This window comes from Sphingomonas aestuarii (assembly GCF_054457155.1).
This window is the reverse complement of sequence record NZ_JBTKVV010000013.1, coordinates 1-13,474: the sequence shown is the minus strand read 5'-3', so window position 1 is coordinate 13,474 and position 13,474 is coordinate 1. Positions and strand designations below refer to the sequence as shown.

At 60.9% G+C, this 13,474-nt stretch carries 14 protein-coding genes; 6 read left to right on the top strand and 8 right to left on the bottom strand.

Translation table 11 applies throughout. The features are described 5' to 3' along the window. The first annotated feature begins 197 nt into the window (after positions 1-197). The gene (locus ACX0GZ_RS14640) at positions 198-830 is read left to right on the top strand and encodes a tyrosine-type recombinase/integrase (RefSeq protein WP_458817493.1); all 633 of its coding nucleotides are present in this window, start codon (positions 198-200) and stop codon (positions 828-830) included. 175 nt (positions 831-1,005) lie between these two features. Here ACX0GZ_RS14640 and ACX0GZ_RS14635 read toward each other — a convergent pair whose 3' ends face one another. Beyond that, on the bottom strand, positions 1,006-2,049 hold the full coding sequence (locus tag ACX0GZ_RS14635) for a hypothetical protein (RefSeq protein WP_458817492.1): 1,044 nt from the start codon (positions 2,047-2,049) through the stop codon (positions 1,006-1,008). A 385-nt stretch (positions 2,050-2,434) separates the two neighbouring features. On the opposite strand from ACX0GZ_RS14635, the gene ACX0GZ_RS14630 reads away from it, so the two are divergent. Next, positions 2,435-3,907 carry an META domain-containing protein gene (locus ACX0GZ_RS14630; RefSeq protein ID WP_458817491.1) on the top strand — a complete coding sequence of 491 codons (1,473 nt, stop codon included), beginning with the start codon at positions 2,435-2,437 and terminating at the stop codon, positions 3,905-3,907. A gap of 349 nt (positions 3,908-4,256) precedes the next feature. Here ACX0GZ_RS14630 and ACX0GZ_RS14625 read toward each other — a convergent pair whose 3' ends face one another. From ACX0GZ_RS14625 to ACX0GZ_RS14600, 6 genes are all read right to left on the bottom strand, one after another. Beyond that, on the bottom strand, positions 4,257-5,363 hold the full coding sequence (locus ACX0GZ_RS14625) for an ABC transporter permease (RefSeq protein ID WP_458817490.1): 1,107 nt from the start codon (positions 5,361-5,363) through the stop codon (positions 4,257-4,259). After that, positions 5,363-6,514: an ABC transporter permease gene (locus ACX0GZ_RS14620; RefSeq protein WP_458817489.1), complete on the bottom strand. Its 1,152-nt coding sequence runs from the start codon at positions 6,512-6,514 to the stop codon at positions 5,363-5,365. The genes ACX0GZ_RS14625 and ACX0GZ_RS14620 overlap by 1 nt, the downstream gene beginning before the upstream one ends. Then, the gene (locus ACX0GZ_RS14615) at positions 6,511-7,527 is read right to left on the bottom strand and encodes an HlyD family secretion protein (protein WP_458817488.1); all 1,017 of its coding nucleotides are present in this window, start codon (positions 7,525-7,527) and stop codon (positions 6,511-6,513) included. Before ACX0GZ_RS14615 ends, ACX0GZ_RS14620 begins: the two co-directional genes overlap by 4 nt. Next, positions 7,524-8,927: a TolC family protein gene (locus ACX0GZ_RS14610; RefSeq protein WP_458817487.1), complete on the bottom strand. Its 1,404-nt coding sequence runs from the start codon at positions 8,925-8,927 to the stop codon at positions 7,524-7,526. Before ACX0GZ_RS14610 ends, ACX0GZ_RS14615 begins: the two co-directional genes overlap by 4 nt. A gap of 373 nt (positions 8,928-9,300) precedes the next feature. Then, positions 9,301-9,549, bottom strand: coding sequence for a helix-turn-helix transcriptional regulator (locus tag ACX0GZ_RS14605; RefSeq protein WP_458817486.1), 249 nt, complete (start codon positions 9,547-9,549; stop codon positions 9,301-9,303). Further along, complete coding sequence (locus ACX0GZ_RS14600; protein ID WP_458817485.1) at positions 9,542-9,982, bottom strand: hypothetical protein; 441 nt, start codon at positions 9,980-9,982, stop codon at positions 9,542-9,544. Before ACX0GZ_RS14600 ends, ACX0GZ_RS14605 begins: the two co-directional genes overlap by 8 nt. Positions 9,983-10,234: 252 nt before the next feature. Between ACX0GZ_RS14600 and ACX0GZ_RS14595 the strand changes: the two genes are divergently transcribed. The 3 genes from ACX0GZ_RS14595 to ACX0GZ_RS14585 all read left to right on the top strand — a co-directional run bounded on the left by ACX0GZ_RS14595 (position 10,235) and on the right by ACX0GZ_RS14585 (position 11,735). Then, the gene (locus tag ACX0GZ_RS14595; protein ID WP_458817484.1) at positions 10,235-10,561 is read left to right on the top strand and encodes an immunity 53 family protein; all 327 of its coding nucleotides are present in this window, start codon (positions 10,235-10,237) and stop codon (positions 10,559-10,561) included. Positions 10,562-11,341: 780 nt separating this feature from the next. Beyond that, positions 11,342-11,542: a dodecin family protein gene (locus tag ACX0GZ_RS14590; protein WP_136943436.1), complete on the top strand. Its 201-nt coding sequence runs from the start codon at positions 11,342-11,344 to the stop codon at positions 11,540-11,542. A 16-nt stretch (positions 11,543-11,558) separates the two neighbouring features. Further along, positions 11,559-11,735, top strand: a complete 177-nt coding sequence (locus tag ACX0GZ_RS14585; protein WP_136943435.1) for a YegP family protein — start codon at positions 11,559-11,561, stop codon at positions 11,733-11,735. Between the two features lie 461 nt (positions 11,736-12,196). Here the strand turns inward: ACX0GZ_RS14585 and ACX0GZ_RS14580 are convergent, their stop codons facing one another. Continuing rightward, positions 12,197-12,586, bottom strand: a complete 390-nt coding sequence (locus tag ACX0GZ_RS14580; protein WP_458817483.1) for a DUF3597 domain-containing protein — start codon at positions 12,584-12,586, stop codon at positions 12,197-12,199. A gap of 130 nt (positions 12,587-12,716) precedes the next feature. Here ACX0GZ_RS14580 and ACX0GZ_RS14575 point away from each other — a divergent pair, with 130 nt between their 5' ends. Continuing rightward, entirely contained in the window at positions 12,717-13,256 is a 540-nt protein-coding gene (locus ACX0GZ_RS14575; protein WP_136943433.1) for a DUF937 domain-containing protein, read from the top strand. The last annotated feature ends 218 nt before the right edge of the window (positions 13,257-13,474 follow it).

Sequence of the window (13,474 nt, the reverse complement as noted above, 5' to 3'; positions counted from 1 at the left end):
ATCGGCCCAAGAGCCGTTGGACCGGTGCAAGCGTCAGCCGCCAGTCAGCAATGCGCCCCAATCCCGGTCATAGGGCCAACCCTCGGCATCGCCCGATACCGGTCATATAACCCGGTGGGGTGATGTCCGCTTTGGACGACGCTGACCGGTCTTTGTTCGTTTTTGCCTTTGGCCAATCACGGCCAGGGAGAACGACGATGACCTACTCACATCTGGATCCCGTCATGCAGAACCGCGTGGCATGGAACGCTGGTAAAACGGTTGGTACGAAGCGACCTCTCACGCAGAAGCAGATCTGGGCGATCCGCTTCTTTCTGGATCGAGAGGAGCGGCTGCGGGATCGCGCGTTGTTCGACCTTGCCATCGATAGCAAGTTGCGGGGCTGTGACCTCGTTAAGCTTAGGATCGGCGGCCTCGTAGCCGGGCAGGATATTCGGACACGCGCTATGGTGATCCAGCAGAAGACCGGTCGGCCGGTGCAGTTCGAAATTACGGCTGATGCTCGTGGGAGCCTTGCCGCCTGGCTGCAGCGCCGCGGCGGCTCCGCAGATGACTGTGTGTTCCCCAGTCGACTGGATCGCAGTCGCCCGATGAGTACGCGGCAATATGCCCGGCTCGTGGACGAATGGGTCACTGCTATTGGGCTGCGGCGCGAAGACTATGGTACGCATTCGATGAGGCGAACGAAGGCTGCCATGATCTACAGGGCCACCGGAAATCTCAGGGCGGTTCAAATCCTGCTGGGACACACCAAGATCGAGAATACCGTTCGTTATCTGGGTGTCGATATCGAAGATGCGCTCATGCTCGCAGAGCGTACCGAAATCTGACTCTCGATGCGGCTGTCGGGCATCGCCCGATGGCCGCTAGTGGTAGACGAGATGGACCGCGGGATCGACGGCAACTGGGTGGATACTGGAAGGGCAGCTATTGGCCAGACCTTACCAAATTGCGGACGCTATGACGAGCGGTTGGCTAGACGGCCGGATGAAAGTCTGTGCGAGATCATGACATCCAAGAAACCCCCACAGTCCTGATTTCCCACCCGCCCGCGACCGGTCGCAGGATATAGCCTTGGCCTTCGCCGCCTACATTTCCGTAGACCCGCGCCCCCTCTGCCACACAGTGGTTCTTACCGTCGCAATCGAGGTTCGCGCTTACAAAGACGGCTTCTTTCTCGTCCCTCCGGAGCACTACGCCGCCATCGCTCCAACGGCATTCGCGAGCGCGATATAGCTCGTCGAACCGCTGTGAGAGGCGCGCGAAAAGCCCATCGTCGATCTCGCGCAGGCATGCCGGAGAATTCCTGTGCCCCTGTTCGTCGCGTATGTCGGAAAGCACACGTATAAATAGCGCTTCGCGCGGATCATGGACGCCGCGAATTACCCCCACTACCGCACCTCCAGCAGCAACGTGATTTTTGACGGAGTCGAGAAAGGACGGCATGGCCGGTGCCGGTGCCGGTGCCGGTGCCGGTGCCGGTGCCGGTGGCGGTGGCGGTGCCGGTGGAGGCGGGCGGACTTCGGGATCGTCTCTGCGGACGGTTTCCACTATTTCAACGCTGTGGAGCTGCACTGCATCGCCTGTAGAGCATTCGTCGGGCACAGGCTCGTTCGTGAAGTCCGAAATTGGTAAGCCCGGAGGCAGATGGCCGCCCCCTCCACGTAGTGTGTCGCCTTCGGTTATGCGCAGGCCGGAGCGCAACAAGATGGTGAGGCCACGCTCGTCCGCAGAATTGATCGTCGTGCCTTCTTCCCAGACAATAACCGCGTCTTCAGGGCCGTTGCCCAAATAGAAGCAGGGTCCACGTCGAACGAGCGTGCCCTCAATGATTGCCTCCATCGCTCCAAGCTTCTTGTCGGTCAGGATTACCGGCAGGTTGCCGCGATTGGTGTCCGGCAATCTGCCCTCCGGCACTAGCGGCATGTCGAGGCCAGTAGTCCCACCGCATGCGGCAAGAGCGAGACCTCCAACAAACAGCCAGGTGCAAACTTTCATCGTATCAAAGCCTTCGACGCTGCGCCGTCGAACAGCATAGCTGGTTGCCATTAAGCTTACGACGAGAATTATGCGATGCAACCCAAGCTGTGAATGTCGCATTTGTTGTCGATCATCGCCCGGCAGCTATCGAGAATGCCGTATGGAACGGCTTACGCCCGAAACTGGGTGGTTTTGCGACAGTCCGCTTCCACGCAAATCTGCGACAGTAATATACCGTCATATTCTATTGCGCTGATGAACGCCTGACATCACCCCAAAAAGTTTCCAACGTCCGCTTTGACCCATTCGATGTTTAGAACGGCGTGGCAGGGAACATTTCACTGACGGCAACAATCTATTCCACACCAGAGTCGGGTCTGCTCGGTCACAAGAGAACCGAAACGCGCGCTGTCGTTAAGGTGCCGTTCGATTGCGCTCATGCACTAACGCGGTCATGCGTAGTCTCGCCTTATTGCTGCTTCTTGCCGGCTGCTCAGCGCAGCCATCTTCACAAGCCGCGTCAGACGTTCCGCTTCCCTCCATGTTTGGCCAATGGCGCATTGTCAGGTTAGACGGTAGCGCGCCGGTTGCGGGGCACGATGGCCGGCCGCCTGTCCTGACGTTCAACGAGCTTGGCTATGGCGGATACGTCGGCTGTAACTCCTTTGGCGGACAGGGTTTCGCCCACGAAGACCGCTTCTACGGCAGCTTTGCGATGTCCACCTCCATGGCATGCGGCGCACCGTTTGATGGCCAAGAGACGGGCGTCCAACAATTGCTGGCTAGCGGCCCTCAGATTGAGTGGCTCGGGCCGGACCGTCTTGTCATTACCGCGACCGACCGGCGTATGGAGTTGGCTCGCACTGGTCTGCTGCCTGTCAACCGCTTCGTCGTCGCACCAATTCCGCTTATTGGTTCAGTTTGGAACTTCGGCGCGCTCGATGGTCGCCCAATCGAAATGCCGGGCGCTCGTTCGGGGCCGACGCTGACGGTTGAAGGCGACCGGTTTACCCTCGACACGCCGTGCCTTACCACGGAAGGTGGCTGGACCCAGACAGGTGTGGGTACTGTCTTACTAAGCCCGGAACGACGGGCCATGCGCGCCTGTAACCCTGCTTTGCTGGGGCAGAGCGAGGATTGGGCCGAGGCGATGCGCGGGGTTCTTCGCTATAGCAATGGCCCAAATGCCGAGATTCTGTTCGCCGGTGGCGGACATTGGATGGTTGGCGACCGTGTGCGTCGCGGCAGCACCGAGGCGACCTCGCTCGCCGGCCGCTACGAGGTGGAAGGCGGCCCGAGTCGGGCGCATCGCAACGGCGACAGGCGAGCTGAGCTCATCCTCGCCACCAACTCTTATTATTTGTGGGACGGTTGCAACCACACCGAAGGGCTTGCCATAGCCTTCGAGCGGCAACTGTTTCTCCACGGAAGCGGCCTTTCCACGCTCGCCAATTGTGTGCCCGGTCGCGATGATGCCCGCTTCAAGCAGATCGTCCTGTCCGATCCGCGGATCGGTCGCATCCCCGGCGGTCTTCTCCTGTCCTCTCAGGTCGGCACGATCCGCTTGCGCCGCACCGGTGACGCTTCACCGGGCGCGGGCGGCGTCTCCACCCGCCTCATGCCCGGCATGCGTTTTACGCTGCTGGCCGAGGGCGGCAGCACGTTAGCGATCATGCCTGGCAACCGTTTCCGCCTGACCCAGCCTTGTGGCGTCACCGAGGGGCGGTGGCGGGCAGCTCCGCGCGAGGTGGACGGCGCCATTCGGTTCGGCCCGGAACCGGCCCCCGCCGCCTGCGAACGCGATGCTACCGCGCGCGCAGTGCTGCGCCACTTCCTTGGCAATGTCGACTTGGCGATCGGCCCCAATCGCGACATTGCGCTATTTGCCGGCCAATTTGGTGCAATGAGAGCGCGCCTTGCGCGCTGAAGAATAGCTCGAAACGTCCCCGTTGGCGCACCTATCCGATGTTGCAGCCTGCATCTTCGAGCTCGAAACCGATCATTCACTCAATGGGGCCGACTCGCGCCCAAACGACTGTCTTGGGGTCGGTTTGAGAATTTCGGCTTTCGGCGAGAAAACCGTCCAATCTCCCAGGCAGTTTTCGAGATCGGGTATCAGCCCCGCTCATGACTGGGAATGGGTGGATTTCTGCCGGCCAACGGTTCTTAGCCCGCTTCGAATAGCTTCGCCTTCGACCCTGCAAATGTCGCTGCCTTTCCTAATGCGGGAAGGGTAGAGATTCGCACTGGGACTACGCGGATGGGGAACGGCAAGTTCATCGATCAAGTCGCGGCACCCAGCGACGCGTGGCGATAATCCCGAACACCAGCGCAAGCACAGCAAGATTGAGCGCGGCGGGCCAGTAATCTGTCAGAGAGCCGCCCATCTGGTTCAGGCCCACCATCAGCTCCAGTCCTGGTGATGTCGGAAACAGGCGCGCCAGCGCTGCCAGCACCGGAGGGGTCGCTTCTGATGGCCACGACAGACCGCCCAGGAAAAACAGCGGCAATGAGATTGGCAGCACCAGTTGCAGCGGGCGTTCGCGCGTGCGGAACATGCTGGCCAGGGCGAGCGCGGCCGCCACCGTGGCCGCCACGAACAAAATCGCTGCAATGGCAACATCCACCAAAGGCGCCGCCGCCCGCGGATAATCGTGCCACCAGAACACCAAGCCGACAAACCAGCCAACATCGACCAGACCGATGACGCCTGCCGCAAGCGCAATGCCTGCCAGTTGCGACCTGGTTACGTGCATGCCTGCACCCATGCGTTCGCGCGCAGTGCCGGCCAGCAGCGCCAGGCCCAACAACAGGCTCTGGTGAATGATGACGAAGGCAACGCCAGGGAACACCGCCGCGCCATAACCCTCTCGTGTGTTGAACAGCGGCCGTGCCACCAATGACAGGGCCGGCGGTGCCGGCGGGCCGGCAGCACGGGCCTGTTCTCGCGCCGCGTCACGGCCCGTCTGACCCAGCGCTGCGCCGATCCCCCCCAGCGCGCTCGATGCGCGAAGGAGATAGGCACCGTGTCCGGTCAGCAGCACCGTGCCGGGGGTGCCGCGGGCGATCTCCTCTCCGAAGCCTGCCGGGACGATAATCGCCGCGACCGCCCGGCCATCAGCCATCCAAAGCTCTGCCTCGCCGGCAGATGGCAGGCTGGCAACGATCTCGGCCTGCTGCACGGCATCGACCCGGACAATCAGATTGCGGCTGGCAGCTGTGCGATCCAGATCGACCAAAACGACGGGCGCTCTGGTCACGACCTCATCGGTGTAGGCGCTGGGATAGAACCCGGCATAAATCACGGGCGAGATGAACAAGAGCAAGGCCGCCGCACGGTCGGCTGCGATGGCGGCGAACAGCCCCCGGAACGCCGCCCACATCAGCGCCGCCCCCAACTGCCGGGGTCGCGCGCGGCGCGCAGATAAAGCACCGCTCCCGGCCCCGCGGTCACCAATGCGATCCCCAGCATTGCCAGCAGCGGCCCGACCAGCGCCATGCCGTGCCCTTGGGCAATCCATGTGCGCGCCAGCAGCCGTGCAAAATGGGTGTAGGGCAACGCGTTGCCCCAGACCCTGGCAAAGGCGCTGGCCTGTTCCAGCGGGAAAATCGCCCCAGCAAACGCAAAGGATGCACCGGCAAACAGCCCGGTCATCGAAAGCGACTGGCTGAGCGTCCTTGTCGCGCCGACAAACAGCAGCGACACGCCAAGATAGGCCAGATACATCCCGGCATAGCCCGCCAGCAGCACGATCGGCGAACCGGCGAAATGCCACCCTCGCACGCCCGCCAGCCACAGGATCGCAAGCAAAGCCCAGCCCATGAATACCGCAAGATAGGGGGCAGCTTTGCCCGTCAGCGCGGCCAGATCAGGTGCCCAATCGCCGATGGATCGGTCGCGCAGTTCGCGGCCGAAGGCAGACACGACCGCGAGCATGAAAATAAGGTGCAACAGCGCTGGGTGCAGCAGACTGACCAGCTGGAATTCCTGACTTGCAGGTGCGTTCCAGGCCATCACCGTGACCGCGCGCACCGGCGCAGGACGGACACTGCCCTGCGGCGCAATCGCGGCGGTCTGTTCTGCGGCGAGGCGCATATTGGCGGCATCGACCACCGCTGCGACCTCGCGCTGGATCGTGGCGGCAGCGGCCGGATAGCTGGCGTTGAAATAAAGGATGACCGGCGCTTGTCCCATCAGCGCGCGCTCCGCGGTTCCGCGCGGCACCAACAGGGCGGCGTGCGCCTTGTGCGACCGCACCAACCGTTCGGCGGTGGCAAGATCGGACACCTGACCGGCCAATGTCAGGCCGGGAGCGGCCTCGATCCGGATCGCCAGATCGCGGCTGATCGCGCTATCGTCCTGGACGATCAGCAGCACTGGCAAGTCGCGCACCACGCCGCCCGACAATTGCCATGCAATAACGCCGCACAGCAACAGCGGTATCCATGTCAGAAGAGCGAGATCCCACGGGCTGCGCGCCAGACAGCGGCATTCGCGCACGAAGCTCGCCTTAAATCCGGCGCGCTGCGTCATTGTGGCCAGTCGAACAATACCGACATCCCCGGACGCAGGCCTGCAACGGGCTTTATCGGAACCAGTCGCACCTCAAAACCCTTCACGTCAAACCCTTCGGATTGCCGCGTCGCGCGCCACGTCGCGTAATCGCCAGCGGGCGCAATAAAGCTCACCTTGAACGCGATGCCCTGCTGACTGAGTGCAGGAACACTGCCGGCAAACTGGCTCCCCACCCGCACGCCTTGCAACTCGTCTTCGCGCAAGGTCACCGTAACCCACGGTGCCTGCGCCTCGGTCAACAGCAGCACCGGATAACCAGCGCTGACGATTTCGCCGGGCTGGGCAAGACGTCGCCCGACTTCGCCATTGGCGGGCGCGATGATCTGTGTTTCGGAGCGCGCTGCGGCCACTTCGGCGGCTGCGCCGCGCGCCTGCGCTGCCTGCGCTGCAGCGGCGCGGCGATCTTCCACCCGCACGCCCGACAAGGCAGCATCATATTGCGACCGGGCCGCGCGTTCGGCTTCACGCGCTGCGACCATGTTGGTGCGCGCCTCATCGCGCTTCTGTCCCGCCACCACGCCTTCATTGGCGAGCCGGTTGATGCGTTCGAACGTCACGCGGGCCAGATCGGACGCTGCTGCCGCCCGGCGCCACTGTGCCTGTGCTGCGGCAATATCGGTCGGCCGCGCACCGGTTTCGGCCTTGTCCGCTTGCGATTGCGCCGCTTCGATGGCGGCATCAGCCTGTGCTTGTCTGGCCAAGACTTCAGGGCTGTCGATCCGGGCGAGCAGTTGTCCTGCTGCAACCTTTTCCCCCTCGGCAACCAGAACTTCGGCCAGCCGCCCGGTGACCTTGCTGGCAACCCGGTATTCCCGCGCATCGACAATGCCCTGAACCTGCGCTGCCTGCGGCCTCCAGGCAAGCCAGATGCCGATCCCGACAACCGTGATCGCCAACACCACCAGCACTGCGGCCGACATCTTGCGCCGTGCCGGTGCGGTTCCGGTGAGTTCTGTTTCAGATTCTGTCATGGGGCGCCCATGATTTGGCCAGGGTGCGGCAGGAATTCCGGCAGGCGATCAACCTGACCACTAACTTCCAGCAGCGACACCAGTGCATCGAGATATTCGTAAGCGGCCTGTGCCTGCTCGACCCGCACGCGCCCGGCTGCCAACTGGGCATCCGTCACATCGCGGCTGGTGCCCTGCAATTCGCGGAATGACAGGCGGGCAACGCGCAGGGATTCATCGGCGGCGGCGATCGTTCGCCCATACAACGCGTGGCGCGCCTGCGCCGAAAGCACCTGCGCATGCTTGATCTTCACCCCGGTTTCGATCTGCACCTGCGCCTCACGCACGCCCGCTTCGGCCTGCGCTTCGGTTGAACGTGCCGCCGCAATGTTCGAACGGCGGCCTAGCCCCGAAGCGAGCTTGAATTTTACCCCAACGCCGAAGATGAAATCGGGATCGGTCACCAGTGTGTCCTGGCGATCAAGGTTATACTGCGCGAGGCCATAGACCGTCGGTCGCAGTTCCGCCTGTTCGGCGGCGACCCCCGCGCCCGCCAACCTGACATTGGCTTCGAGACGGTTGAGACCGGGATGATTGTCCATCGCTGCCGCGATGAACGTTTCGCGCGGTGGCAGCGGGCTTTCATACACAGCAAGCGGCGTGGTTGGCTCAACCTGCGTGGGAGCGCGCAACAATCCCTCAAGCGCAATATCTGCCGCAGCCAGATCCGCGCCGGCTTTTTCGGCCTCGCGCAGCGCCTGTTCCAGCTGGGCTTCGGCCTGCAGTCGCTGGGCAGGCGCGATCTGTTGTTCGCGTTCCAAAGCGCGGGCATCCGCCACATGGGCACGGATGCCCTCTGCCACATCCTGCCGGATCGCAAGCGCCTGCGCAGCCAGTTGCCGCCCGAAATAGGCGCGTGCCAGCTGCGCCAGCGCCTGCTGCGATGCTTCGTCGAGATTGGCGACCTCGATAGCCACGCGGCTGGTCGCCCCAGCGCGCGCTGCCCCCATCTTGCCGCCGGCATAGATCGGCACAGTGGCAGTAACAATCGGGCGGGACACGAAGCGGCGAATGCGAAAGCGCAGCGGATCAGTGATGCCGAACGCATTGGCGACCGGCTCAAGCGAGCCCAGCGGCAGATACAGGGTCTTCTGGAAATCAAGCACCTGCGCTTCGACTTCGACTTCTGGCCGACCGAGTGTGCGCGTGGCCTCCATGCGCGCCTCGGCTGCTCGCACGGCGGCATCGGCTGCATCAATCGCATCGGACCGATCAAGGAGCCGCGCCTGCGCATCGGCATAGCTGAGCGGTAATCGGGTTTCTTGTGCGGTGGCCTTATCTGAAAGACCGGCCATCGAGACAGTGAACAAGCACAGGCATAGCATCCCAGTCGCAGTGTTCATTTTCGTCTCCAGCGCCATTCAGACAAGGAATCTCTCCAGTGGGAACTATAGCAACGAGCTGACCAGAACCGATCCATGTGCTCGCGCTCCCCCGACGAGGCTTGGCAATCCGTCAACTCAATGCGCTGGTAAGGTGTGACACAGCCTGCAGCAACCAGCAATCTTGAAGCGTCCCGTTAGAAGAGTGTGTTCGGTGATTCCTGATGTGCGATTGTGTCAGCGCAACATGACAGTTGTGACCGACATCGATGGGTGGCAGGTGTGGGGTCGCTTTGAGAAGTTCGGCTTTCGGCGAGAAGCCCATTGGCGCTGCCCGGCAGGTATCAGTATGCCGCGTGGGCCCCGCTCATGGCCGTAGCTGAGGTGGATTTCGGAACGACGGGTGTCAGGCTTACGGCTGGTTTTGTAACTCCGCTGATCCGCTAGACGCTTGCGAAATCTGAAGGTGAAACAGTTCCTCGACCGACACTCCGAGAGCATGAGCAAACTTAAGCGCAATGACGACTGAAGGAGCGAAAACGCCGTTCTCCACTGTGTTGACGGTCTTTCGGCTCACACCCATCCGTGCGGCGAGTTCCATCTGGGTCAGTTTGGCGGCTTCGCGATGGCTTTTTATGGTGTTTGCGAGTTCCTCAACCATTGGAGAAAAGTTCACCCATCCCGAGCGCGACGAACGCGGTGCCCAAACCCATACTGGCAATTATATGGGCTGCGCGCTGTGCAGGAAGCGGGTCGAATGGACTGACAGCAACCACAAGGAAACAAGTAAGGACTGCAACGACAAAGCCAATTCTTACTGCTCTGTCGCGATTGGCTTTTGTCGGTTCATCATTTGCGATCGCCCGGGCCTTTTTGGGTAAGAACCAACCTCCACCCGAGAGGAGAAGCAGAAGCATCATGACGGCGAAGAACAGCCACGCGGCGACTTGAAGCATCGCTCCCGAGGATGTCGAGCCCCAATCCCATACAAACACCGCACCCTGCTGAAGCGCCAATATGAAGGCGCCGATGAAGGGCGCGGCGAGCGCTCTGGTTTTGCCAAACTGCTCAGCTGTTTCAAAATCGTCGATCATTCCATCGCTCCTGTGACCCAGGGGTTACAGGTAACCTTTAGGTGACAGAAGTCAATATGCACGCGCAATGTGCGATAAGGGCGTGTCCTATCCCCTCAGCTTGGGTCGGCTTCAAACGCCCGCGCAGAATTTGCGCTACGGCCGCTGTGGGGTCGACACCTGAATGGCCGGAAATCGCGACGATTGCGAAAAAGCTACCCGACGGCTCCCGACCCCATTGCGGACATACACCCCATCCGCGACAAGTCCAAAATGAGTGACGATCATCTAAGCTGGTTGATGCAGTGGTATGCCGCCGAGTGTAACTCGGATTGGGAACACTCCTACGGCGTGGAGATCAATACGCTGGATAACCCCGGATGGACGCTCAAAATCGATCTGCGCGAAACCGCTCTTGAGGGTGTACCGTTCAGCAAGACGTCACACGGTGAACCGGCGAGCGATCTGGAAGAATGGCAACGGCTCGGTAGCTGGTGGGTTGCCGAGGTAAATGGAACAACGTTCGAAGCGGCCTGTGGTCCGCTCGACCTGATCCAAGCCATCCGCGTATTTCGCGATTGGGCGCAGAGCGTCAGGTAACCACCCAGTTTAAGGTGTAGAGTGGATCGATCAGCTTCCCGAAGGCTGCGCACTGGCTTCAACCTCTGGTTGCTTCCATTAAAAATGTGCTTAAGCCCATCAAATGCGCTCAAGATCGATTATTTCTATTTGGCCCGATGATCGGCGAGCCAGGTCAATTCGAATAATCGGTTCCGGATTGTTCGCGGTTACAGGGGTTTGGGCTTTTCCGCCAAATTCGACCCTCGAATATATTTGGGTTACGTCGGCGTTGGTTGCAGCGATATATTTCTACAGTCTTGTTCTACATCGCAGGAAATGCGGGCATGGATTTGCAACTCAATGGGGCGTGTTCTTCGTTCCGTGGATAGTGGACCCCTGCCCGAAATGTGGTGCGGCACATTTTAAAAGCGATATGGAATAGCGTCCGTTATCCACCCAGTTGCAGCCGCCAGACTCTCAGCCATCAGGTCTGAAAGCCGACCGTCGGCTATAGCCGCTTCGCAGCCACGACCTGCCGTTCAACAGACGGCCCATGAGCCGCTCGCCAGGTGTTAGCTTGAGCCGCCGGTCTGCAAAGCGCCCCAAATCCCGACCATCCGCGAGCTGCCACGCGATCGTGACAGCAGACGCACCGAAATCAGGTTCCAAGGTGAAAAGACGTACCTTATCGAAGTTTCGGTGCTTACGGCTTGTCGTGTGCGAGCGGGCGGGTCTAACATTCACCAGCATGTCCGTTCGACAGCGGCGGAGGAGTGCAAGGTAGCTGCACACGACATTGCAGCCCAAGGGAGAAGCCACATGGCCATTGCAAAAACGATAGAAGTGATAGCGAGTTCAACTCAAGGCATAGAAGCCGCGGTCCGCGATGGGATCGCCAAGGTCGGGCAAACCGTCGATAACATCGAGGGCGCATGGGTCAAAGACACCAAGGTCGTCGTTCGTGATGGCGGTGTCGCCGAATGGCGCGTGACGATGGTCGTTACATTTATCGTCAACTGAACCGGGGAGGTGACTGATGCCACACAATTTCGAAGTTTATAAGGACAAGAAGGGTGAGTTCCGCATTCGCTTCAAATACAATTCCGAGGTGATGTTTTCGTCGGAAGGTTACGCCAGTAAATCGTCCGCAATGTCTGCCATTGAATCGTTCAAAAAGAACGGACCCGGCGCAGCTATTGAGGACAACAGCTGACAGGTGTCGGATCCGTGCCATACAGGGAAATGACATAGATTTTGAACTAGGAGCTGTGAAATGAGCGCACGAACCTTTGGAATCCTTTGCCTTTGCGCGGTGGTTGCAGCCTGCGGATCCAAGTCTGCGGACGAGGCAGCGCCAACCGAGGCTTCGACAGTAGCGGCGGCACCGGCCCCGACGATGGGCTCACCCGTAGCCATGGAACCTGCTCCCGAAGGACTGCCCTCACGCATAGCGCGGGAGGTGATTACAGCTAGTGGCCAGACATGCGGGCAGGTAGCAAACGCGGAGCGAGCAAGTGACGGAACAATAAACGCCACTTGCTCAGGCGGAGAGAGCTATCAGGTGTACACTTCGCCGGGACAAGGGCCGGTTGCGGTCAAGCGATAGCGATAGATAGTCAATCGGTCTCGCATGCCATCCGTGCTGCGAGACCGATTGTCTGAAAATTGCGGCTTCTAGTCCAGAAGTTCTGCTGGAACTTTCCCGCCATTCGCCGCGAGTTCGCGCATCGTCGCCTTGTGCAGCCACAAGTTCATTTCGGCGCTACCGTCAAGCTCACCGGTATAGCCCAGCTCGCGCGCAAGTTCCTTGCGATTGTCGAGGCTTGAGTCGACTTCGATCAGCTTCATGAGATCGACGATCGAGGTGCGCCAGTTCAGGTTCTTGCCCTCAGCCATCGCCGCAAGGTTGCGCTCGACATCGACGTCCGAGACTTCAATGGGAGCCGCCTGCTGCGACGGGGCAGCGGGACTGCTTGGAGGCGGGGCACTACCAGTGCTGGGCGGCGGCGTGGCCGCGTGCGCCTTGCCGAAGATAGCGTCCTTGATCTTTCCGAAGATGCTCATGGAATTCTCCTTGTTGCAGCCGCGACAGGGTGCGCCCCCTCCCCGAGATTGGCAAGAGCCAGTCTCTGCGTTGCTTCCGTGGCGTAATTACCTACAAGAAGCAGGAAAGTGGCAAGGAACGGAGAGTGCCATGGATCTCAATGAAATTCTTCGCTCGCAAGGCGGCATCGGCGCGATTGCCAACCAGCTGGGCATCTCAGAAGCGCAGGCACAACAAGGTGCTGCGGCCCTCTTACCTTCCATCCTCAGCGGCTTTGGCCAGCGAGCTGGCGGATCGGAGAGCGGCGGCGTCGGCGGCCTGGACGCAGTCCTGGAATCGCTTGGTGGAGCAGACCTCAGCCGCAATGTCGTAGGACCAGAACCCACACGTGTCGAAAAAGGTAACGACATCTTGGGCCAAATATTCGGCTCGAAAGACGTCAGCCGACAGGTGGCGGGAGAAGCATCGCAGTCAACCGGTCTGGATCCGGCACTCCTGAAGAAGATGCTGCCGATCGTGGCGATGCTCGTCGCGGGATACCTGTCGTCGCAAAGCAACAAACCCGGGCAGACAGGCGGTCTCGGCGATATATTGGGTCAGGTAATCGGCAGCATGGGAGGTGCCGGCGGCGGCGGTCTGGGAGGCGGATTGGGCGGAGTGCTCGGGTCTATCCTGAGCGGTAGGCGCTAGTATTCTTGGTTGGTCTTCGGCCTCGCTTATCCAAGTGATTCGATCCAGATCGGCTGACCTTCTATAGCGGTACCCGTTCGACGTTCCTGCAGATCGAACCAACTTCGGTCGCAGGCACTGCGAATGCCTTCCTCGGGGCTGTTGGCGGTGAGGACCGACAAGACGGATGGTTGGGTCCGCTTTCGCTGGCTGGGCGTCGAAAGCGGTCATTCCGCAAT